The following is a 22,552-nucleotide window of genomic DNA, read 5'->3' as shown; positions in this document are numbered from 1 at the left end:
AGGTCGTCGCATGCTCTCCGGGAACGGTCGTCACCGTCGCCCCCGCCAGGCTCCCGCCCTGGTCGTCGCTGCCGGAGTCACCGGCTCCGCCATCGCGATCCCGCTCCTGGGGGCCACCGGCGCCCACGCGGCCGACGGAACGAACTGGGACCGGGTCGCCGAGTGCGAGACGGGCGGCGCCTGGAGCCAGAACAGCGGCAACGGCTACTACGGCGGCCTGCAGCTGTCCCAGGACGTCTGGGAGCGGTACGGCGGCCTGGGGTACGCGTCCAGCGCCGACCAGGCGAGCCGCTCGCAGCAGATAGCCGTCGCCGAGAAGCTGCTCGCGGACCAGGGCATCGCCGCCTGGCCGACCTGCGGACTGCTCGCGGGCCTGGGCAACGGCCCGGGGACCGCGACCGGCGGCACCGGGGCCTCGGGTGACGGGGCGTCGGCGGGGAAGGGCGGAACGGGCGCGCCGGGTACGTCCGAGCCGTCCGGCCTGACCGATTCCGCCACGTCCGTCCCTGAATCGTCCCCTTCGGCGACCCCCTCCCCGTCCCGGTCCCAGTCCCCTTCGCCGTCCGCCTCGGCCACGACCGATGCCGCGTCGGACCCTGGGGAGAAAACGGCCAAGTCCGACACTTCATCCCCGTCCGGCGTCCCGGCCGATGGTGACGCCCAGGTGTCCGGCAGGGGGGAAGTCTCCGCTCCGGAAGGCGACGAGCCGGACAAGTCGGGGCGGAACGACGCCGTTTCGGGGCTCGTCGGCACCGAGGACCCCGCGACCGGCCGGCACCGCGGGGGCAGTGCCGAAGAGGGCGCGCCGGACGGCCGTGCGGCGGAGTCGTCGGGGCGGCACGCCTCGCGCGACGGGAGCGGCGCCCGCGGCCTCACGGACGGCTCGTACACCGTCCGTTCGGGCGACAGCCTCTGGGGCATCGCCGACTCCCTTGAGCTCGACGGCGGATGGCACTCCCTCTACACCGACAACAAGGACGTCGTCGGTGCCGACCCGGACCACATCCTGCCCGGTCAGACGCTCACCGTCACGGACGAACCGGGCCAGAACCAGGGCTAGTTCGCGTCACGGTTAGAGGCTTTATGTCCGTTTTGGATCACGTGAGAGATAGGTCTCAGAAGCCGTGATCGTCTTTGAAAATCCGCGGAGCGCGTGCCTACGGTCGTGATCGCTCGCCACCGCGGGCCCCGACCGCCGCAACGCCGAATCCTGCCAGCGGAGGTACGGGAACAGTCGTCGCGTCGAGCGCCGCAGGCAGGAGCGGGGGACCCAGGTAGGTGCCGCACCGGACAGTCGGTCCGGAGCGGCTAGGGGTGAAGCCGAGTTCCGTGAGGGACCCGGCCGGGCAACTCAACCGGCCCGAACCCGACAGCTCACCTCGCAGGCGTCGGTGAGGGGATCAACCATGCTGTTTTCCGGCAAGGGCAAGCACCGTCGTCCGTCCAAGGCCACCCGTGTCATCGCCGTCGCCGGCGTCACCGGTGCCGCCGTCGCCGCCCCGCTGATGGCGGCCGGCAACGCCTCCGCCGCCACCGCGTCCGAGTGGGACGCCGTCGCCCAGTGCGAGTCCGGCGGCAACTGGTCCATCAACACCGGCAACGGCTACTACGGCGGCCTGCAGTTCTCGGCCTCCACCTGGGCCGCCTACGGCGGTACGCAGTACGCCGCGACCGCCGACCAGGCCGGCAAGTCGCAGCAGATCGCGGTCGCCGAGAAGGTGCTCGCGAGCCAGGGCAAGGGTGCCTGGCCGGTCTGCGGCACCGGCCTGTCGGGCGCCGCGTACACCGGCGGTTCCGGCGAGAGCCAGGACGGCGGCTCCTCGCAGTCCTCCGGCGGCTCCGAGAGCTCGCAGAGCCGGAGCGGCGGTGCCACGGCCGAGCGCTCCACCGGGCAGAAGGCCTCCCGCTCCTCCGAGCGTCCGGCCGCCGAGAAGCAGGCCGAGGAGAAGACCGCCTCCACGGAGAAGACCGTCACCACCCCGACCGGCAAGAAGGTCGAGAAGGGCGACGGCGAGTACAAGGTCGTCACGGGCGACACGCTCAGCTCGATCGCCACGGAGCAGCACGTCGAGGGCGGCTGGGCGAAGCTGTTCGAGCTGAACGACGACATCGTCGCCGACGCCGACCTGATCTACCCGGGCCAGCAGCTGCACCTCAAGTAGGCGGCGGCCCGCCCCTGCTCCCGCCCCGGTGCGTGTTCCCCCGTACGCACCGGGGCGGGTTTTTCGCGTCCCGGGGCCGGAAGGTTCCCCGGGTTTCCGCGAACGGTCTTTGTTCCGTTCGGAAACAATTTACGCTCGGTTCTGTCCATCGGGTGGGCGACCGGCTGGCCGATCGCCCGGAGCCGGTTAGGCTCGTCCCGCAGAGCCGCTGCGGTCCTGCGGACCCGCGTCACACCGAAGCGTCACATCGAAGAAGGAGATGCTCGTGCCGTCCATCGACGTCGTCGTAGCCCGGGAAATCCTGGACTCCCGAGGCAACCCCACGGTCGAGGTCGAGGTCGGCCTCGACGACGGCAGCACGGGGCGTGCCGCCGTTCCGTCCGGTGCCTCCACCGGTGCCTTCGAGGCCATCGAGCTCCGTGACGGCGACCCCAACCGCTACCAGGGCAAGGGCGTCGAGAAGGCCGTCCTCGCCGTCATCGAGCAGATCGGCCCGGAGCTGGTCGGCTACGACGCCACCGAGCAGCGCCTGATCGACCAGGCCATGTTCGACCTGGACGCCACCGACAACAAGGGCTCGCTGGGCGCCAACGCCATCCTCGGCGTCTCGCTCGCCGTCGCCCACGCCGCCTCCGAGGCCAGCGACCTGCCGCTCTTCCGCTACCTGGGCGGCCCGAACGCGCACCTGCTGCCGGTGCCGATGATGAACATCCTGAACGGCGGCTCGCACGCCGACTCCAACGTGGACATCCAGGAGTTCATGATCGCCCCGATCGGCGCGGAGTCCTTCTCCGAGGCGCTGCGCTGGGGCACCGAGGTCTACCACACCCTCAAGAAGGTGCTGAAGGGCAAGGGCCTGGCCACCGGCCTCGGCGACGAGGGCGGCTTCGCCCCGAACCTCGGCTCCAACCGCGAGGCCCTCGACCTCATCCTCGAGGCCGTCAAGGAGGCCGGCTACACCCCGGGCGAGCAGATCGCGCTCGCCCTCGACGTCGCCGCGTCCGAGTTCTACAAGGACGGCTCCTACACCTTCGAGGGCAAGCAGCGCTCGGCCGCCGAGATGACCGAGTACTACGCCGAGCTGGTCGAGGCGTACCCGCTGGTCTCCATCGAGGACCCGCTGTTCGAGGACGACTGGGAGGGCTGGAAGACCATCACCGACAAGCTCGGTGACAAGGTCCAGCTCGTCGGTGACGACCTGTTCGTCACCAACCCCGAGCGCCTGGCCCGCGGCATCGAGGAGGGCGCCGCCAACGCCCTGCTGGTCAAGGTCAACCAGATCGGTTCGCTGACCGAGACCCTGGACGCCGTGGAGCTGGCCCAGCGCAACGGCTTCAAGTGCATGATGTCCCACCGTTCGGGCGAGACCGAGGACGTCACCATCGCCGACCTGGCCGTCGCCACCAACTGCGGCCAGATCAAGACCGGTGCCCCGGCCCGCTCCGAGCGCGTCGCCAAGTACAACCAGCTGCTGCGCATCGAGGAGATCCTCGACGACGCCGCGGTGTACGCCGGCCGCAGCGCCTTCCCGCGGTTCCGGTCCGCGGGCCAGTAGGCACGGCGGGGGCCGAAGTGCCACCCCTGTAGGAAGCGTCGTACGTACGTCCCCGTACCCGGTCCCGTACCGTGTGCGGGGACGTACGCACGTATGACGACCACGAAGGCGGAGGCGGGGACATGGCGGTGAAGGACCGGGACCGTTTCTCCACCGCGACCAGGATCCGGATCATCGGGGAACAGACCGCGGCCCGGGTCTACCGCTCGCAGACCAGGCGCCAGGCCCGCCGTTCCCGCCTGACCGGCCGGGCGGCGCTGCTCGCGATGGTGCTGTGCTCGCTCGTCGTGGCGCTCGCCTACCCGATACGGCAGTACGTCGCCCAGCGCGCGGAGATCGCCGACCTGCGCGAGGAGCAGGCACGGACCCGCCAGCGGGTGGAGGACCTGCGCGACCTCAAGGCACGCTGGCAGGACGACGCGTACGCCGAGCAGCAGATCCGCCTGCGGCTGCACTACGTGATGCCGGGGGAGACGGGGTTCATCGTCGTCGACCCGCACGCGGCCGAGCAGTCGCGCGCCGACGTCGGGGCGGCCGGCCGTCCCTGGTACCGGAACGTGTGGGACGGGGTCGACAAGGCCGACGCCGCCGCCCACCGGCAGTGACTCAACAGGAAGACCAGCAGAAGACAGTCATGCAGACTCCCCCGCCCACCACCCCGCGCACCGAGCCCAGCGACGCGGACGTGGAGGCCTTCAAGCAGCAGCTCGGGCGTCCGCCGCGCGGCCTGCGCGCCATCGCGCACCGCTGCCCGTGCGGACAGCCGGACGTCGTGGAGACGGCGCCGCGGCTGCCCGACGGCACGCCCTTCCCCACGCTGTACTACCTGACCTGCCCGAGGGCGGCCTCCGCGATCGGCACGCTGGAGGCGAACGGCGTGATGAAGGAGATGACCGAGCGCCTCGCCGCCGACCCGGAGCTGGCCGACGCCTACCGGGCCGCGCACGAGGACTACATCCGGCGCCGCGACGAGATCGAGGAGCTGACCGGCTTCCCGAGCGCGGGCGGCATGCCGGACCGGGTGAAGTGCCTGCACGTGCTGGTGGCCCACTCGCTGGCGGCCGGCCCCGGCGTCAACCCGCTGGGCGACGAGGCGATCGCGATGCTGCCCCAGTGGTGGCGCAAGGGACCGTGCGTGACGGTCCCCGAGACCTGCGGGGAGGACGGCAAGTGACCCGTGTCGCCGCCGTCGACTGCGGTACGAACTCCATCCGGCTCCTGGTGGCCGACGCGGACCCGGCGACGGGCGAGCTGACCGAACTGGACCGGCGCATGACCATCGTGCGGCTGGGGCAGGGCGTCGACCGCACCGGGCGGCTGGCGCCCGAGGCGCTGGAGCGGACGTTCGCCGCCTGCCGCGAGTACGCGGAGGTCATCAGGGAGCACGAGGCCGAGCGGCTGCGCTTCGTGGCGACCTCCGCCTCCCGGGACGCGGAGAACCGGGACGAGTTCGTGCAGGGGGTGCTGGACATCCTCGGCGTGGAGCCGGAGGTCATCTCCGGCGACCAGGAGGCCGAGTTCTCCTTCACCGGCGCGACGAAGGAGCTGACCGGCCGCGCGGACCTCGGCAGGCCCTACCTGGTCGTGGACATCGGCGGCGGCTCGACCGAGTTCGTCGTCGGCGACGACCGCGTGCGGGCCGCCCGGTCCGTGGACGTCGGCTGCGTCCGGATGACGGAGCGGCACCTGGTCCGCGACGGCGCGGTGACCGACCCGCCCACCGAGGAGCAGATCGCGGCCGTACGGGCCGACGTCGAGGCGGCCCTGGACCTCGCCGAGCGGACCGTGCCGCTGCGCGAGGCGCGCACGCTGGTCGGGCTGGCCGGCTCGGTGACGACGGTGTCGGCGATCGCGCAGGAGCTGCCGGAGTACGACTCGGCCGCCATCCACCACTCCCGGGTGTCCCGGGACCGGGTCCGCGAGGTCACGGACTGGCTGCTGCGCTCCACCCACGCCGAGCGCGCCGCGGTGCCCTCGATGCACCCGGGCCGCGTCGACGTGATCGGGGCCGGGGCGCTGGTGCTCCTGGCGATCATGGAACGGACGGGCGCGGAGGAGGTCGTCGTGAGCGAGCACGACATCCTCGACGGCATCGCGTGGTCGGTGGCGTAGGCGTCCGCGGTGGCTTCCTGAGCAGGCCGGACGACGTTTGAGCGCGTCCGGGGGCCCCGTGAGGGGCCTCCGGCGACATCCCGTCGGGAAACTTCGTGAAGTTCTTCACAAGGATTTGGGGCCCGTCGGGCGGTGAAAGTCCGTCGGTTGACCCTTTTGGGGGTTCAACTGCCCTTTGAACGTGTTCAGGACGGTGCTCCGAAGGGGCCCCGGAGGGGGTCCGCCGAGGGCCGGTCCACCGCCCTCCGCGGCGCGGAGCGGCAGCTCACGCGGCATTGACAACGGGGCGCCCTACACGCTGGTTCCTGACCGCGCCATGATCTCCGTCACGTGGGCGGCGGATGGTAGCACAGCCTCCACCGAAGCTTGTGAAGGGGCGCACGATCCACCCCCCTGGGGCGGGTGGATACTCGATGCCATGAGCACCACGGAGCGTCCCAGGATCCTCGTAGTAGGCGGTGGGTACGTAGGCCTGTACGCAGCTCGACGCATCCAGAAGAAGATGCGTTACGGCGAGGCGACCGTCACCGTCGTCGACCCGCGGTCGTACATGACCTACCAGCCCTTCCTCCCCGAAGCCGCCGCCGGCAACATCTCCCCGCGGCACGTCGTCGTCCCCCTGCGACGCGTGCTTCCGAAGGCGGAGGTCCTCACCGGCCGGGTCACCACCATCGACCAGGACCGCAAGGTCGCCACGATCGCCCCGCTGGTGGGCGAGGCGTACGAGCTGCCCTTCGACTACCTGGTCATCGCCATGGGCGCGGTCTCCCGCACCTTCCCGATCCCCGGCCTCGCCGAGCAGGGCATCGGCATGAAGGGCATCGAGGAGTCCATCGGCCTGCGCAACCACGTCCTGGAGCAGCTGGACAAGGCCGACTCCACCACCGACGAGGAGATCCGCCGCAAGGCGCTCACCTTCGTCTTCATCGGCGGCGGCTTCGCCGGCGCGGAGACCATCGGTGAGGTCGAGGACATGGCCCGCGACGCGGCCAAGTACTACAAGAACGTGTCCCGCGAGGACATGCGCTTCATCCTCGTCGACGCCGCCGACAAGATCCTTCCCGAGGTCGGCCCGAAGCTCGGCCAGTACGGCAAGGAGCACCTCGAGGGCCGCGGCGTCGAGGTCTACCTGTCCACCTCCATGGACTCCTGCGTCGACGGCCACGTGGTGCTGAAGAACGGCCTCGAGGTCGACTCCAACACCATCGTGTGGACGGCCGGCGTCAAGCCGAACCCGGCCCTGTCCCGCTTCGGCCTGCCGCTGGGCCCCCGCGGTCACGTCGACTGCGAGCCCACCCTCCAGGTCAAGGGCACCGACTACATCTGGGCCGCGGGCGACAACGCCCAGGTCCCGGACCTGGTCGGCCGCAAGGCGGGCAACGAGAACGCCTGGTGCCCGCCGAACGCCCAGCACGCGCTGCGCCAGGCCAAGGTCCTCGGCGACAACGTGGTCTCCGGCATGCGGGGCTTCCCGCAGAAGGAGTACAGCCACGCCAACAAGGGCGCGGTGGCGGGCCTCGGCCTGCACAAGGGCGTCGCGATGATCGTCATGGGCAAGATGAAGATCAAGCTCAAGGGACGTCTCGCCTGGTACATGCACCGCGGATACCACGGTCTCGCGATGCCGACCTGGAACCGGAAGATCCGCGTGTTCGCGGACTGGACGCTCGGGATGTTCCTCAAGCGCGAGGTCGTCTCCCTCGGCGCGATCGAGACCCCGCGCGAGGAGTTCTACGAGGCCGCCAAGCCGGCCCCGGCCGCCGCGCCGAAGGCCGACAAGAGCGAGAAGCCGGCGGAGAAGACCGAGGCCAAGGCCTCCTGACCCCCGGTCACCCCCCGTTCTGACAGCTCCCCGAAGGGGCCGCCCGCCATCCGTGGTGCGGGCGGCCCCTTCGGCGTGCCCGGGCCGCCGTCCCCGGCCGTTGCGCCGACGGGGCGACAAAAACGTGGCGTGTACACGTATTTTGCCCGTTCGTAACGCGTGCCGGGGACTGTATGTCGGGCCACCAGGTGTTTACGTGGTGTCAGGACATTCCGGGATCGCTCGTCACGGAGGTACGCCATGGCTGACGCCGCGCTGCGGCTGCAGAACCTCTTCGAACAGTTGCTGGGGGCGCCGCTCCCGGTGCGCGTTCGCGCCTGGGACGGTTCGCAGGCGGGGCCGCCGGGTGCACCGACGCTCGTCGTCCGTCGCCGCCGGGCACTGCGCCGCCTGCTGTTCAAGCCGGGCGAACTGGGCCTGGCCCGGGCCTGGGTGGCCGGGGACCTCGACATCGAGGGGGACCTCTACGCCGTCCTCGACCTGCTCGCCGGCCTCGTCTGGGAGCGCGACGAGGACGCCCGGGGGCTGGTCGCCTCCCTCCGCGACCCCGAGGTCCGGTCCGCCGTACGCGGGCTCGTGAGGCTCGCCGGTCCGCCGCTGCCGCCCGCGCCGCCGCAGGAGGAGATCCGCAGGGCCCGCGGCCACCTGCACACCAAGCGCAGCGACAAGCGGGCCATCAGCCACCACTACGACGTCGGCAACGACTTCTACGAGCTCGTCCTCGGCCCGTCCATGGTGTACTCCTGCGCCTACTGGTCCGCCCCCGAGGCCGAGGGCGGCACCCTGGAGACCGCCCAGCGCGACAAGCTCGAACTCGTCTGCCGCAAGCTCGGCCTCGCGGCCGGTCAGCGCCTCCTCGACGTCGGCTGCGGCTGGGGCTCCATGGCCGTCCACGCCGCCCGCGAGCACGGCGTGAGCGTCGTCGGGGTGACGCTGTCGCAGGAACAGGCCGCCTACGCGCGCAAGCGGGTCGCCGACGAGGGGCTCACCGACCGGGTGGAGATCCGCGTCCAGGACTACCGGGACGTCGCCGACGGGCCGTACGACGCGATCTCGTCCATCGGCATGGCCGAGCACGTCGGCGCCGAGCGGTACCTGGAGTACGCCGTCGACCTGTACCGGCTCCTCAAGCCCGGCGGACGGCTGCTGAACCACCAGATCGCCCGCCGCCCCCAGCAGGACGAGTCCGCCTACAGCGTGGACGAGTTCATCGACTCCTACGTCTTCCCCGACGGCGAGCTGGCCCCCGTCGGCACCACCGTCACCCAGCTGGAGCGCGCCGGGTTCGAGGTGCGCGACGTGGAGTCGATCCGCGAGCACTACGCGCTCACCCTGCGCCGCTGGGTCGCCAACCTGGAGTCCGGGTGGGAGGAGGCCACCCGGCTGGTCACCCCCGGCCGGGCCCGCGTCTGGCGCCTGTACATGGCCGCCTCCGCGCTCGCCTTCGAGCGCAACCGCATCGGCGTCAACCAGGTCCTCGCCGTCCGCACGCCGGACTCGGGCGCCTCCGGGATGCCGTTGCGGGCCCGTGTGTGGGGCGCGCCCGGCCGCGCCTGACCCGGACACGACCCGGAGGGCCGGGCTCCCCGCCGCGGGGGAGTCCGGCCCTCCGGTGTGCCGCGGCGCGGCGAGGTCACTCCGCCTTGATCGCGTTCAGCATGTTCAGCCGGGCGGCGTTGCGGGCCGGCCACATCGCGGCCAGGACGCCCACCAGACCGGCCAGCACCAGGAAGATCCCGATCCGGTCCCAGGGCAGGACCAGCGCGTACCCCGGGATCTGGTCGGCGATCGTCTCGCCGATCGCCCAGCCGAGGAACGTGCCGAGGCCGATGCCGACCACCGCGCCGAACACCGAGATGACGACGGCCTCCAGCCGGACCATCCGCTTCACCCGGCGCCGGTCCAGGCCGATGGCGCGCAGCATGCCGATCTCCTGCTGCCGTTCGAAGACGGACATGGCGAGGGTGTTGACGACGCCCAGCACCGCGATGATCAGGGCCATCGCCAGCAGGCCGTACATGACGTTCAGCAGGGTGTTGATGGCGCCGCCGAACTCGTCGCGGATGTCCTGCCGGTCCATCACGGTGATCGCGGGGTTGTCGCCCAGCGCGTCGACGAGGACCTTCTCGTTCGCCGCGGACTGACCGCCGTCGACCTTCACGAAGATCTGCCGGATGGACGGCTTCGTCTCGTGCAGGTCCGCGATCCTCCGGTCGACGAGGACGGGGGAGAGGAACTCGCTGTCCTTGTAGACGGCGCCGACCGTCAGCGTGGCCTTCTCGTCGTCGTCGAAGGTGACGGGGACGGTGTCGCCGGTCTTCCAGCCCCTGCTCTTCGCCGTCTTCTCGGCGACCGCGATCCGGCCCTGGGCGAGCGAGCCCGCGCTGCCGCTGACGACGTCGACGCTGAGGACCTTCTCGATGTCGCCGGGGGTGACCGCCGAGGCGGACACGAAGTCGCCGTCGATCCGGAAGTAGGTGTCCTGCTGCGGCGAGACCGCGGACACGCCCCGGGCCTTCTCCAGCGCCGTCAGCGCGGACCGGTCGAGGTCACCGCCGTTGGCCATCGTGACCATGTAGTCGGCCCTGATGTTGTCGGTGGTCATCTTGTCGATGGCCGCGCCGACCGTGACGCCGAGCACCGACAGGCCGGTCACCAGCGTCAGGCCGATCGCCAGCGCCGAGGCGGTGGCCCCGGTGCGGCGCGGGTTGCGGACCGCGTTCTGGCCGGCCAGCTTGCCCGCCACCCCGAACGGGCCGACGAGCAGCGGGCGGACGAGCGCGATCACGGGCCGGGACAGCAGCGGGATCAGGACGATCACGCCGATCAGCGCGAGGAACGCGCCCGCCCCGATGTACATCCGGCCGTCGTCGCCGCCGGTCGAGGCACCCGCCACGATCAACGCCGCGCCGAGGGCGGTGACGGCGGCGCCGATGGAGTTGCGCACCACCAGCGACTTGGTGGTGGCCACCGCGTGGACGCTGTTCATGGCCGCCACCGGCGGGATCTTCGCGGCCCGGCGGCCGGGCAGCCAGGCGGCGAACACCGTGATCAGCACGCCCACCGCGAACGCCGCGACCACCGGCGTGGCGGACAGGACCAGCGGACCGTTCGGCATCTTCATGTCGAACGCGGTCATGCCGGAGCGCAGCCCGACGGCCAGACCGACGCCGAGGACGAAGCCGACGGCCGAGGCGACCAGACCCACCAGCGAGGCCTCGGCGAGCACCGAGCGGGTGATCTGCCGGCGGGACGCGCCGACGGCGCGCATCAGGGCGATCTCCTTGGTGCGCTGGGCGACCAGCATCGTGAACGTGTTGGAGATCAGGAAGATCCCGACGAAGAGCGCGATGCCCGCGAAGCCGAGCAGGACCTGCTTGAGGTTGCCCAGGCCCCGTTCGATCTGCTCGGCCTGCTCGTCGGCGAGCGCCGCGCCGGTCCGGGCCTCGGCCGAGCCGGGCAGCAGCGGCTCGACCGCGTCCAGGATCTTCGCGTCGTCGGCGCCGGGCGCGGCGGTGACGGTGGCGCTCTCGAAGTAGCCCGGCCGGAGGTACTGCTTCTGGGCGACGGCGGTGTCGAAGAGGACGAGGCTGCCGCCGGCGTTGACGGCGCCGTCCTCGGTGGTGAACACGCCGCTGAGGGTGTACTCCTTCACCGGGCCGTTGGTCGCCACGCGCACCCGGTCGCCGACCTCGTACTCGCCCTTGGCGGCGGAGTCCTCGTCCAGGGCGATCTGGTCGTCCCTCACCGGGCCGGAGCCGTCGGTGAAGGTGTAGGCGGCGTCCTTGCCGTCCTTGCCGGGCGCGAAGTTGGATCCCTTGTTGGACCAGCCGACGCCGATCAGCTTCCCGTCGGGGTCGGCGACCCCGGCGAAGCCCTCGACGCGGCCGTACACCCCGGCGACGCCGTCGACGGCGGAGATCCGTTCGAGGACCTCGCCGGAGAGGCCGTACTCCTCCTCGGAGGCGTCCGCGTCGGCGTACGAGGTGACGGCGACGGCGACGTCGTCGTAGCTCTTCGCCGACTGGTTGCGGAAGGCGTTGGAGAGGGTGTCGGCGAAGACCAGGGTGCCGGAGACGAACGCCACGCCGAGCATCACGGCGAGCACGGTCATCAACAGCCTGGCCTTGTGCGCGAAGACGTTGCGCAAGGCGGTACGGAACATGGGTCTACTTCGTCCAGACGTACGGAAGTGGGAGGCGGTGGGGCGTCAGCCGGCGCGGTGCGCGGAGCCGGGTGTCAGCTGGTGCGGCCCTTGGCGTCGAACCGCTTCATGCGGTCCAGCACCGAGTCGGCCGTCGGCCCGTACAGCTCGTCGACGATGCGCCCGTCGGCCAGGAAGACCACCCGGTCCGCGTAGGCGGCGGCCACCGGGTCGTGGGTGACCATCACGACCGTCTGCCCCATCTGCCGCACGGAGTTGCGCAGGAAGCCCAGCACCTCGGCGCCCGAGCGGGAGTCGAGGTTCCCGGTCGGCTCGTCACCGAAGATGATCTCCGGCCGGGAGGCCAGTGCCCGGGCCACGGCGACACGCTGCTGCTGGCCGCCGGAGAGCTGGGAGGGACGGTGGCCGAGCCGGCCGGACAGGCCGACCATCTGGATCACGGAGTCCAGCCACTGCTTGTCCGGCTTGCGGCCCGCGATGTCCATCGGGAGGGTGATGTTCTCCAGCGCGGTCAGCGTCGGCAGCAGGTTGAACGCCTGGAAGATGAAGCCGATCTTGTCCCGGCGCAACTTGGTGAGCTGCTTGTCCTTCAGCGAGCCCAGCTCGGTGTCACCGATGCGCACCGAACCGGAGGAGAAGGTGTCCAGCCCGGCGACGCAGTGCATCAGCGTGGACTTGCCGGAGCCGGAGGGGCCCATGATCGCGGTGAACTCGGCCTGCCGGAAGTCGACGGAGACACGGTCGAGGGCGACCACCTGGGTCTCGCCCTGGCCGTAGATCTTGGAAAGCTCCGTGGCGCGCGCGGCCACGGTGGTGGACCGGTCGGCGGTGGGTGCGGTGGTCACGGGGAGGGTGCTCCTGTCGGTACGGCGATGTGCTCGGGGACGTCATCCATCGTCCCGGCCGGGGGCCGCCGTGTAGTCAGCCGCTGTTCCGGTTTCGGGGGGCGACTGAGGTCGGACGGCCGCGGCCGGTGTCATACCTGCGGATGACGGGCCACCCTGACGGGCGCTTCCGGCGGGGCCCCGGCGGCCCGTCGTCGCACGTGGGCGCGAGAACAGGGCGGGCGTCCTTGTAGAGACGGTGAAATTCCGTCATTCCGCACGTGCGGCCGGCCGTCGCGCGCAAGGCTGCTGGCAAGTGCGGATGGCCTGCCCACAGAGCTGATGCCCCCTCAGGCGCCAATAAAATAAGACAACATCGGTCCGCCCGACCACTGCCGGAGGGGTGCGTCCCGATAGGGTCGGGACACTCGACGCGGTGCCCATGGCCTGCCCGGATGGTGGAATGCAGACACGGCGAGCTTAAACCTCGCTGCCCCTTCGCGGGCGTGCCGGTTCAAGTCCGGCTCCGGGCACTCACCTTGATGCCGCATCCCCGGCGAGGGGATTGGTGGGGGCGGTCACGCCGGACACCGGGACGTCACCGTCGTGCGGCCGGGCCGGCGAGGACGGCTTCGCGGCGCGGTTGCGCGAGGTGACCGGCGAGCGCCTGCCGGCCGGTCCCGGTCAGGGCGAGCCAGGCGCGGACGCGGGAGTTCACGGAGGTTCTGCGCACGGTCGCGTAACCGGCCGCCTGCGGCACCTCGGCCTGCTTGCCCGGAACGGAGCCGCTGACTTCGAGGGCGTCACGGCCGCGGAGGGCTCCAGGAGGGCGACCGCCGCGAGCACGGCGCAGACCCGCAGCCGGTGCGCCGGAGGGATCACTTCGACCGGGCCGGACACGGTCACGCCCGCCGCGGCAGTCCGCGGCGCGGCGCCTCGTCGTCGCGCCCGGTGACGTACACGGCGGGGGGCGAGCGCCGCGAGTGGGCGGCCGTCGTGGCGCCCGGCACGCCCGTGGCCGGTTCCGGGCCGCCGCCCGCAGCGCCGCGGGCGGCGAGGGCGCCGGGTGGAGACCGTCGAGACCGCGGGCGCCGGAGGCGGGCGCCGAGCGGTCGGCCGGGACGCCGCGGGAGCGGGCGACGCCCGGGGTGAACGCCGCCGGGAGGGCGGTCCCCCGGCGATGACACCGGAGGGCACCGGGCTGCCGCCGGCGTCGGTCGAGGCGGGGGCGGCAGCCCGCGGTGACGGGGTCTTCCGCGTGAACCGGTCCGCAACCGTTGACAGCGGGCGGCGGGGGGTCGAGACTCAGCGCGGAAATCCGTGAAGGAATTTTCACCACGCGAACAACATGCGAACAGCCCCCGCGACGACGCCAATCGAAGGGAACGACCGATGCGCACCACCGTCGGCATCATCGGGGCCGGCCCCGCCGGACTCCTGCTCGCCCGGCTGCTCCACAACGCCGGGATCGACTCGGTCGTCCTGGAGAGCCGCGACCGCGCCTACGTCGAGCGGCGTCAGCGCGCCGGGATCCTGGAGCAGGGCACGGTGGACGTCCTGCGCGCGGCCGGCGCGGCGGAGCGGATGGACCGCGAGGGGCTGCGCCACGACGGCATCGAGCTGCGTTTCGACAAGCGGCGCCACCGCGTCGACTTCCCCGCCCTCACCGGCGGCCGGTCCGTGATGGTCTACGCCCAGACCGAGGTCTGCAAGGACCTCATCGCGCTCCAGCTGGAGGAGGGCGGCCCGCTGCTGTTCGAGACGGAGGCGCTGGCCGTCGAGGACGCCGCCACCGACCACCCGCGCGTCCGCTTCCGGCACGGCGGCGCGGACGGCGCGCAGGACGTCCTGGAGTGCGACTACGTCGTCGGCTGCGACGGCTTCTGGGGCGTGGCCCGCCAGGCGGTCCCGGCCGGACGGGGCCGCGCCTTCGAGCGGACGTACCCCTTCGGCTGGCTCGGCGTCCTCGCCGACGTGGCCCCCTCCCACGACGAGCTGGTCTACGCCCGCCACGACCGCGGCTTCGCCCTGCTGTCCATGCGCTCCCCGTCCGTCTCCCGCCTCTACCTCCAGGTGCCCGAGGGCACCGACGCCGAGGCGTGGGGCGACGAGGAGATCTGGGACGAGCTGGAACGCCGCTTCGAGACGGACGACGACTGGACGCTGCGGCGCGGCCCCATCACCCAGAAGTCCGTCACCCCCATGCGCTCCTACGTCCACGAGCCCATGCGGCACGGCCGCCTCTTCCTGGCCGGCGACGCCGCGCACATCGTGCCGCCCACCGGCGCCAAGGGCCTCAACCTCGCCGTCGGCGACGTCGTCACCTTCGCCCGCGCCCTGACGCACCAGCGGGAGACGGGCTCCGCCGAGCTGCTCGACGCCTACTCCGCCACCTGCCTGCGCCGGGTGTGGCAGGCCGAGCGGTTCTCGTACGACATGACGACCCTCCTGCACCGCGCCCCCGACGCCACGCCCTTCGACGACCGCCTCCAGGTGGCGCGCCTGGACCGGATCGCCTCCTCCCGCGCCGCCGAGACCGACCTGGCCGAGGCCTACACCGGCTTCCCGATCGGGTGAATCCCGGGTGCGGCCCCGCCCGTGAGGGGAATCACCGTTCTCCTTGGCGTGTTGCGCGACAGGACGAGGGAAAGATCCTCCCCAAGCAGTAGGGTCAATCCTTTGCCGTTCTATTACTCTTAGGCCAAGGCTGCGCAGTGTGGCCATGGAGGAGTGAAATGAGGAGCAGAAACCCGGTCTTCTCGCGACGGGGGTTCAGCCGCGACAACGGCTACGCGGGCTTCGACGCCGCGCCGCAGGCCGGGGGTCCCGCCGTCGCCACGCAGGGCAACCCGTACGCGCAGGGCACCCCGTACGCCCAGCCCGCCGGCAACCCCTACGCGCAGAACCCGTACGCACAGCAGGGCCAGCAGTACGGCGCGCCGCCGCAGGCGCCGGCGACCACCGGCCGGATGACGATCGACGACGTCGTCGTCCGCACCGGATCCACGCTCGGTGTCCTCATCGTCACCGCCGCGCTCGCCTGGGCGCTGCTGCCGGTCGACGACGCCCACATCACCCGGTCGTACGGCATCGGCATCGGCGCCGCGCTGATCGGCATGGTGCTGGCGTTCGTGCAGTCCTTCAAGCGCAAGGCGTCGCCCGCGCTGATCCTGGCCTACGCGGCGTTCGAGGGCGTGTTCCTCGGCGTCGTCTCCAGCGTCGTCGACAACCGCATCGCCGACGGCGCGGCCATGCAGGCCGTGATCGGCACGATGGCGGTCTTCGCCGGTGTGCTGATCGCCTACAAGGCCGGCTGGATCCGCGTCAACCGGCGCTTCTACGGCTTCGTGATGGCGGCCACGCTCGGCTTCGTCTTCCTGATGCTGGTGAACGTGCTGTTCGCCGTCTTCGGCGGCGGCGACGGCCTCGGCTTCCGCAGCGGCGCCCTCGGTGTCGTCTTCGGCGTCATCGGCGTCATCCTCGGCGCCTGCTTCCTCGCCCTGGACTTCAAGCAGGTCGAGGACGGCATCGCCTACGGTGCCCCGCGCGAGGAGGCCTGGCTCGCCGCCTTCGGCCTCACGCTGACGCTGGTGTGGATCTACATGGAGTTCCTGCGGCTCATCTCGATCCTCAACAGCAGCGACTGACGCGGCCGCCGCGCACCGCACGTCGGAGCGCCGCGTGAAGGGGCCCCGGGCACCGTGCCCGGGGCCCCTTCGTCGTCACCGCCGACGGGACGGCGCACGCTCACGGCAGCCGGCGCGCGGCCCTCCTCGGTCCGTACTCGCGGATGACCGCCTCGGCGTGACCGTGGGCGAGGCCCTGTTCGCGACGGAGCCGGCCGGCCCTCTCCTCGAGGCGGGGAGCGGGTCCGTCCTCGACGGTGCGCAGCCGGTCGGAGATCGCGCGGCCGGTGCAGTGGGGGGCGCGGACGAGCGGATGGCGACGGGTCTCCTCGGAGGAGACGCGGGACATCGGCGCCTTTGGGCGGAAGGGGACGCGGAGCCGGTCCTTCGGGTCACCGTGCCTGAGCGTCCGCCCGTTGGCGACGGTCCCGGAGCGCCGCGTACGCTCGCGCCGTGGTTGATACGACGCCTTTGACCCGTGCCGTGGACGACTTCGCCGACCGGTTGCGGGCCGCCCCGCAGAGCAGACTGCAACGCGGGGCCGCCGCCGAGGCGCTGGAGCTGGCCAGGGAACTGTCCCGGCGCGCCCAGCTCGCCGAGGAACCGGACGCCGAGCCGCGCCGGATGCCGGACGCGGGGATGTTCGCCGCCGCCGACCAGATCGCCGTCGCCGCGCACGACCTGGCCGTCGTCCTGACGGACCCGGAGCAGGTCCGGGAGGCGGTGCTGCTGGTGGAGGAGGCCCGCAAGCGGGCCGGGGTGTGAGGACGGCGGGAGCACCGGGCCGCAGGGGCCACCGGGACTACAGGGACGCGATGACCCGGTCCGCCAGGATGTAGACGTTCTCCTCGCCGCACGCGAAGGTCAGCGTGTAGGCGCCGGAGATGCCCGAGCCGCCCAGGAGGTACGGTGTCCGCCCCGCGTGCAGGGCGGCGGCCAGGCGCTCCGCGGTCTCGCGGTGGCCCGGCGTCATGCACAGGGTGGTGCCGTCGGCGAAGACGTACACGTCGAGCGTGCCGAGCGGACCCGGGCGGACGTCCGCCAGCGCGACGTGCGAGGCGGCCAGCTCCTCCAGCGCGGCGACGGTGCGCTCGTGGTCGTTCACGGCCGGCGCCGGGTTCGGCACGAAGTCCGGGTGCGAGGGGTGCCGGCGCCGGGCCGCGGCCAGCTCGGCGGACTCCCCGGCCGGTTCGTCGGCGTCCGCGCCCGGCTCGGCCACCGGCTCCAGGCCCACGAGGTCGGCCTGCCGGGGCAGGAACAGCTCGCTGTCGGACAGGCCGAGCAGCAGGGGGGCGTCGGAGGCGTCGCGGGACTCCTGGGCGGCCCAGAAGGCACGCGCCTCGGCCAGCTCCCGCTCGCGCTCCTCGGCGAGCGCCTCGGCGACGGCGGCGCGTATCTCCTCGGCGTCGCTGGTGGTGCGGGCGGCCGGGACCCGGCTCCGCGCGGCGGCGCGGCTCTCGGCCAGCTCGGTGCGCAGGGCCGCGACCTGGCGGCGCAGCACGAGGACGGCGCGCAGGACGGCGACGCCCACGGCGCCGGTGGCGGCCGTGGTGAGCAGCAGGGCGATCGGCATGGCGCTCACGGACGTACTCCCGGTTCAAAGTCAGACCCCCGGACTTCCTACCTCAGCTTGAAGGGCGCCCTGTCCGTCTGTCAGTGCGTAACGTCACGAAACGGGCAGGACTTTGGACCCGCGAGGTGCCGGTGGGAATGGCCTGACCTGCGTAGACCGGGGTGGCGGGAGAGGTAGGTCACATCCTGGGGGAGTTTGGGTCACGAAACGGCCCGGAGCCCCGCTGTCCGCGGGGTTCCGGGCCGAGAGGTGACGCTGGGTCTCCGGGGGGCTACCGACCGCTTCCCGGCGGCCGTTCCCGGTTCAGCTGAGGCGCTCGATGACCATGGCCATGCCCTGGCCGCCGCCGACGCACATCGTCTCCAGGCCGAACTGCTTGTCGTGCCACTGGAGGGAGTTGATGAGCGTGCCGGTGATGCGGGCGCCGGTCATGCCGAAGGGGTGGCCGACGGCGATGGCGCCGCCGTTGACGTTCAGCTTCTCCAGCGGGATGCCCAGGTCCCGGTAGGAGGGGATGACCTGCGCGGCGAAGGCCTCGTTGATCTCGACGAGGTCGATGTCGTCGATGGTCAGGCCGGCGCGGGACAGCGCCTGCTTGCTCGCCTCGACCGGGCCGAGGCCCATGATCTCGGGGGAGAGGCCGGAGACGCCGGTGGAGACGATGCGGGCGAGCGGCGTCAGGCCCAGCTCGCGGGCCTTGGTGTCACTCATGATCACGAGGGCGGCGGCGCCGTCGTTGAGCGGGCAGCAGTTGCCGGCGGTGACCAGGCCGTCGGGGCGGAAGACGGGCTTGAGGCCCGCCACGCCCTCCAGGGTGACGCCGGCGCGCGGGCCGTCGTCCTTGGACACGACGGTGCCGTCGGGGAGGGTGACCGGGGTGATCTCGCGCTCCCAGAAGCCGTTCTTGATGGCCTCCTCGGCGAGGTTCTGGGAGCGGACGCCGAACTCGTCCATCTCCTGACGGGTGACGCCCTTCCAGCGGGCGAGGTTCTCGGCGGTCTGGCCCATCGCGATGTAGGGGTCGGGGACGAGGCCGTCCTCGCGCGGGTCGTGCCAGGTGGTGCCCTCCTGCTGCGCGACCTCGGCGGTACGGGCCTCGGCCTCGGCGAAGAGGGGGTTGCGGGTGTCCGGCAGGCTGTCGGAGTTGCCCTTGGCGAACCGGGAGACCATCTCGACGCCCGCCGAGACGAAGACGTCGCCCTCGCCGGCCTTGATGGCGTGCAGGGCCATGCGGGAGGTCTGCAGGGACGACGAGCAGTACCGGGTGACGGTGCAGCCGGGCAGGTGGTCCATGCCCATCTCGACGGCGACGATCCGGCCGAGGTTGTTGCCCTGCTCGCCGCCGGGCAGGCCGCAGCCGAGCATCAGGTCGTCGATGTCCCTCGGGTCCAGCTCGGGGACCTTGGCGAGGGCGGCCTGGATGATCGTGGCGGCCAGGTCGTCGGGGCGCAGGTCCTTCAGGGAGCCCTTGAAGGCGCGGCCGATGGGGGAGCGGGCGGCTGAGACGATCACGGCTTCGGGCATCACGGCTCCAGGGGCGTCGCGGGAACGGGCGGCTGGTTGGGAAGTTACCCGGACGTATGGCCCGGGTCACGGGTGCGGCGGTGTGACATGGACCGCAACTTTCTAAGCGCTTGCTTGGGCCTGTGGCGGTTCCGCGGACACGGTGCGGCGGGGCGGTGCGGCCGTGGCCGGGTGCGGGGCGCGTGCGGCTGGTCGCGCGGTTCCCCGCGCCCCCTCGGGGCACGACGCCGCCGGTGCGGCCGCGGGCGGGCGGGCCCCCGGTGTCCGAACGCCTCGGGAGCACCCCCCGGGCGGCACGCCCCGGCCTACCTCGGCTGCGCCGACGTCACCGGCTCCGCCTCCGTCACCCTCCGGCGCCGCCGGCGCTTGAGCAGGGCCCAGGGGCCCCGCGGGCCCGCGGGCGTCGCCGCCGCGACCTCCGTGCCGGCCTCGTCCGCGGCCTCGGCCGCCGCCCGGGCCACCGGCAGGAAGCCCTCCCGGCGTGCGACGTCGGGACGCTCCTCCTCCGCCGGCCACAGGCCGAGCGCCGCGCAGACCGACGGCAGGACCGCCATCGCCGCCGTGGCGTAGCCCTCCGCGGACGGGTGGTAGTTGTCGGGGCCGAACAGCTCCCGCGGGTTCTCGGCGAACTCCGGGCCCAGCAGGTCGCCCAGCGACACCGTGCGCCCGCCCTGCTCCACGACGCCGATCGTCTGCGCCGCCGCCAGCTGCCGCGAGGTCCGCCGGGCCAGCCAGCGCAGCGGCTGCGGCACCGGCTCGATCGTGCCCAGGTCCGGGCAGGTGCCGACCACCACCTCCGCGCCGGCCGTGCGCAGCCGCCGTACCGCCGTCGACAGGTGCCGCACCGAGCGGGTGGCCGGCATGCGGTGGGTGACGTCGTTCGCGCCGACCATGATCACGCAGATGTCGGGCACCCGGCCCGGATCGGCGAGCACCAGCGACACCTGCCGGTCCAGGTCGTCCGAACGCGCCCCCGGCACCGCGACCGAGGCCAGCTCCACCGGCCGCTCGGCCACCGCCGCGAGCCCCGACGCCAGCAGCGCGCCCGGCGTCTGGCCGGCCCGGTGCACGCCCTGCCCGGCGGCCGTGGAGTCGCCCAGCATCACCAGCCGCAGCGGCGCCTCACCGGCCGTCGTGAGGGTGCCGCCGTACAGTCCCGCCGCGTTCGGCACCCGGTCGGGCGTGCCGATGCCCACCCGGCGCCTGGCCAGCTGCACCTCCGCCAGCAGCAGACCGACCGCGGCCGCACCGGCCACTCCGATCCCGCCGCCGCCGTACGCCGCGCCGGCCGCGATCCGCCGGGCCACCCTCGCCCTCGACATGCTCGTCATACGTCGCCGCCACCTCCATCGAGCCGTACACCCACTGCTTGCCCCGTACGGACGGTCGCCCAATCTCGACGGGGAGTGAACGACGTACGCAGGACATCGGCGGCCCGGCAGGCCCTAGGCTGGCGGAACCAATCACGACCACATCTTTTGCGGCATCCGGAGACCACGGTGCATTTCCACGACTCGATGATCAGCCTCGTCGGCAACACCCCGCTGGTGCGGCTCAACAGCGTGACCAAGGGCATCAGGGCGACCGTCCTGGCCAAGGTGGAGTACTTCAACCCGGGCGGCTCGGTGAAGGACCGCATCGCCCTGCGCATGATCGAGGCCGCCGAGCAGAGCGGGGAGCTGAAGCCCGGCGGCACCATCGTCGAGCCGACCAGCGGCAACACGGGCGTCGGCCTCGCCATCGTGGCCCAGCAGAAGGGCTACAAGTGCATCTTCGTCTGCCCCGACAAGGTGTCCACGGACAAGATCAACGTGCTGCGCGCGTACGGCGCCGAGGTCGTCGTCTGCCCGACGGCGGTCGACCCCGAGCACCCGGACTCCTACTACAACGTCTCCGACCGCCTGGTCCGCGAGACGCCGGGCGCCTGGAAGCCGGACCAGTACTCCAACCCGCACAACCCGCTCTCCCACTACCACTCGACCGGCCCCGAGCTGTGGGAGCAGACGGAGGGGAGGATCACCCACTTCGTCGCCGGCGTCGGCACCGGCGGCACCATCTCCGGCACCGGGCGCTACCTGAAGGAGGCCAGTGAGGGCCGGGTGAAGGTGATCGGCGCCGACCCCGAGGGGTCCGTCTACTCCGGCGGCTCCGGACGCCCGTACCTCGTGGAGGGCGTCGGCGAGGACTTCTGGCCCACGGCCTACGACCGCGACGTCGCGGACGAGATCGTCGCCGTCTCCGACAAGGACTCCTTCCAGATGACCCGCCGCCTCGCCAAGGAGGAGGGCCTGCTGGTGGGCGGCTCCTGCGGCATGGCCGTCGTCGCGGCGCTGGAGGTGGCCCAGCGGCTCGGCGAGGACGACGTCGTCGTCGTCCTGCTGCCGGACAGCGGCAAGGGCTACCTCAGCAAGATCTTCAACGACGAGTGGATGGCCGACTACGGCTTCCTGGAGGACGCCGGCCCCAGCGCCCGCGTCGCCGACGTCCTGAACGACAAGGAGGGCGGCTCCATCCCCTCCCTCGTCCACATGCACCCGGACGAGACCGTCGGCCAGGCCATCGAGGTGCTGCGCGAGTACGGCGTCTCGCAGATGCCGATCGTCAAGCCCGGCGCCGGCCACCCGGACGTGATGGCCGCCGAGGTCGTCGGCTCGGTCGTGGAGCGCGAGCTGCTGGACGCCCTGTTCGCCAAGCGCGCCTCGCTCCAGGACCCGCTGGAGAAGCACATGTCGTCCCCGCTGCCGCAGGTCGGCTCCGGCGAGCCGGTCGCCGACCTCATGTCCGTGCTCGGCAGGGCGGACGCGGCGATCGTCCTGGTCGAGGGCAAGCCCACGGGCGTGGTGAGCCGTCAGGACCTGCTGGCCTTCCTCGCCAAGGGGGGCAAGTAGAAGGGTTCCGTCCGGTCTTCGCGGAAGTGGTACGCGCGCGTCACGTCCGCGCAGCACACCCTTAACACGAGGTCGGCACAGTAAGGGGTGTCGGCAAGGGCGGTGGGGGTGCCTCCCAGGCGCTGAGCACTGGGGGAGGCTTCCCGCCCCGGCCGGCACCGAACGGCGTCGAGGACCTTCCGGAGCGGCTCCCGGACCTCCACGGACGCCACGGACGCGGGGGGGGGGGGGGGGGGGGGGGGGGGGGGTGTACGCGGGGCATCTTTGTTTTTCCCCCCCATTACGGGGGGGTGGGGGTTTG

At 72.2% G+C, this 22,552-nt stretch carries 18 protein-coding genes, 1 tRNA gene and 1 riboswitch; of the genes, 13 read left to right on the top strand and 6 right to left on the bottom strand.

Going from position 1 to position 22,552, the window contains the following annotated elements:
- Positions 1–10: 10 nt before the first annotated feature.
- The 8 genes from ACZ4V6_RS25945 (at position 11) to ACZ4V6_RS25910 (ending at position 9,208) form a co-directional block, all read left to right on the top strand.
- Complete coding sequence (locus ACZ4V6_RS25945) at positions 11–1,060, top strand: transglycosylase family protein (RefSeq protein ID WP_467831780.1); 1,050 nt, start codon at positions 11–13, stop codon at positions 1,058–1,060.
- A 177-nt stretch (positions 1,061–1,237) separates the two neighbouring features.
- Positions 1,238–1,403, top strand: a riboswitch (cyclic di-AMP (ydaO/yuaA leader).
- Between the two features lie 3 nt (positions 1,404–1,406).
- Positions 1,407–2,162, top strand: a complete 756-nt coding sequence (locus ACZ4V6_RS25940) for a transglycosylase family protein (protein WP_467831777.1) — start codon at positions 1,407–1,409, stop codon at positions 2,160–2,162.
- A gap of 265 nt (positions 2,163–2,427) precedes the next feature.
- Positions 2,428–3,717, top strand: coding sequence for a phosphopyruvate hydratase (eno, locus tag ACZ4V6_RS25935; protein WP_467831774.1), 1,290 nt, complete (start codon positions 2,428–2,430; stop codon positions 3,715–3,717).
- A 122-nt stretch (positions 3,718–3,839) separates the two neighbouring features.
- Positions 3,840–4,322, top strand: coding sequence for an FtsB family cell division protein (locus ACZ4V6_RS25930; RefSeq protein WP_467831771.1), 483 nt, complete (start codon positions 3,840–3,842; stop codon positions 4,320–4,322).
- 29 nt (positions 4,323–4,351) lie between these two features.
- A complete protein-coding gene (locus ACZ4V6_RS25925) occupies positions 4,352–4,891 on the top strand; it encodes a DUF501 domain-containing protein (RefSeq protein WP_467831768.1) in 540 nt (179 codons plus the stop codon).
- Positions 4,888–5,829 carry a Ppx/GppA phosphatase family protein gene (locus tag ACZ4V6_RS25920; protein ID WP_467831766.1) on the top strand — a complete coding sequence of 314 codons (942 nt, stop codon included), beginning with the start codon at positions 4,888–4,890 and terminating at the stop codon, positions 5,827–5,829. The genes ACZ4V6_RS25925 and ACZ4V6_RS25920 overlap by 4 nt, the downstream gene beginning before the upstream one ends.
- 418 nt (positions 5,830–6,247) lie before the next feature.
- Positions 6,248–7,651 carry an NAD(P)/FAD-dependent oxidoreductase gene (locus tag ACZ4V6_RS25915; protein ID WP_467831763.1) on the top strand — a complete coding sequence of 468 codons (1,404 nt, stop codon included), beginning with the start codon at positions 6,248–6,250 and terminating at the stop codon, positions 7,649–7,651.
- Positions 7,652–7,891: 240 nt separating this feature from the next.
- Positions 7,892–9,208 (top strand): class I SAM-dependent methyltransferase, encoded by a 1,317-nt coding sequence (locus tag ACZ4V6_RS25910; protein ID WP_467831761.1) that lies wholly within the window; start codon positions 7,892–7,894, stop codon positions 9,206–9,208.
- A 76-nt stretch (positions 9,209–9,284) separates the two neighbouring features.
- Here ACZ4V6_RS25910 and ACZ4V6_RS25905 read toward each other — a convergent pair whose 3' ends face one another.
- A complete protein-coding gene (locus tag ACZ4V6_RS25905; protein ID WP_467831759.1) occupies positions 9,285–11,816 on the bottom strand; it encodes an ABC transporter permease in 2,532 nt (843 codons plus the stop codon).
- A 74-nt stretch (positions 11,817–11,890) separates the two neighbouring features.
- Entirely contained in the window at positions 11,891–12,661 is a 771-nt protein-coding gene (locus ACZ4V6_RS25900) for an ABC transporter ATP-binding protein (RefSeq protein WP_467831756.1), read from the bottom strand.
- Between the two features lie 428 nt (positions 12,662–13,089).
- Between ACZ4V6_RS25900 and ACZ4V6_RS25895 the strand changes: the two genes are divergently transcribed.
- The 3 genes from ACZ4V6_RS25895 (at position 13,090) to ACZ4V6_RS25885 (ending at position 16,287) form a co-directional block, all read left to right on the top strand.
- Positions 13,090–13,173 (top strand) — tRNA-Leu (locus ACZ4V6_RS25895).
- 859 nt (positions 13,174–14,032) lie between these two features.
- Entirely contained in the window at positions 14,033–15,217 is a 1,185-nt protein-coding gene (locus tag ACZ4V6_RS25890) for a 4-hydroxybenzoate 3-monooxygenase (RefSeq protein WP_467831753.1), read from the top strand.
- Between the two features lie 158 nt (positions 15,218–15,375).
- Entirely contained in the window at positions 15,376–16,287 is a 912-nt protein-coding gene (locus ACZ4V6_RS25885; protein ID WP_467831751.1) for a Bax inhibitor-1/YccA family protein, read from the top strand.
- A 100-nt stretch (positions 16,288–16,387) separates the two neighbouring features.
- Here the strand turns inward: ACZ4V6_RS25885 and ACZ4V6_RS25880 are convergent, their stop codons facing one another.
- Positions 16,388–16,615 (bottom strand): DUF4287 domain-containing protein, encoded by a 228-nt coding sequence (locus ACZ4V6_RS25880; protein ID WP_467831748.1) that lies wholly within the window; start codon positions 16,613–16,615, stop codon positions 16,388–16,390.
- Positions 16,616–16,719: 104 nt separating this feature from the next.
- Here ACZ4V6_RS25880 and ACZ4V6_RS25875 point away from each other — a divergent pair, with 104 nt between their 5' ends.
- Positions 16,720–17,031: a hypothetical protein gene (locus ACZ4V6_RS25875; protein WP_467831746.1), complete on the top strand. Its 312-nt coding sequence runs from the start codon at positions 16,720–16,722 to the stop codon at positions 17,029–17,031.
- A gap of 37 nt (positions 17,032–17,068) precedes the next feature.
- Here the strand turns inward: ACZ4V6_RS25875 and ACZ4V6_RS25870 are convergent, their stop codons facing one another.
- The 3 genes from ACZ4V6_RS25870 to ACZ4V6_RS25860 all read right to left on the bottom strand — a co-directional run bounded on the left by ACZ4V6_RS25870 (position 17,069) and on the right by ACZ4V6_RS25860 (position 20,694).
- On the bottom strand, positions 17,069–17,848 hold the full coding sequence (locus ACZ4V6_RS25870; RefSeq protein WP_467831743.1) for a hypothetical protein: 780 nt from the start codon (positions 17,846–17,848) through the stop codon (positions 17,069–17,071).
- Positions 17,849–18,142: 294 nt separating this feature from the next.
- A complete protein-coding gene (locus ACZ4V6_RS25865; RefSeq protein ID WP_467831740.1) occupies positions 18,143–19,363 on the bottom strand; it encodes an acetyl-CoA C-acetyltransferase in 1,221 nt (406 codons plus the stop codon).
- A gap of 305 nt (positions 19,364–19,668) precedes the next feature.
- Positions 19,669–20,694 carry an SGNH/GDSL hydrolase family protein gene (locus ACZ4V6_RS25860; protein ID WP_467831737.1) on the bottom strand — a complete coding sequence of 342 codons (1,026 nt, stop codon included), beginning with the start codon at positions 20,692–20,694 and terminating at the stop codon, positions 19,669–19,671.
- Positions 20,695–20,862: 168 nt separating this feature from the next.
- On the opposite strand from ACZ4V6_RS25860, the gene ACZ4V6_RS25855 reads away from it, so the two are divergent.
- A complete protein-coding gene (locus tag ACZ4V6_RS25855) occupies positions 20,863–22,251 on the top strand; it encodes a cystathionine beta-synthase (RefSeq protein WP_467831734.1) in 1,389 nt (462 codons plus the stop codon).
- Positions 22,252–22,552 lie beyond the last annotated feature (301 nt).

The sequence above is a fragment of the Streptomyces sp. NPDC029152 genome (assembly GCF_055564355.1).
Note: the sequence above shows the minus strand (reverse complement) of the source record. Positions and strands in the feature narration are given on the sequence as shown.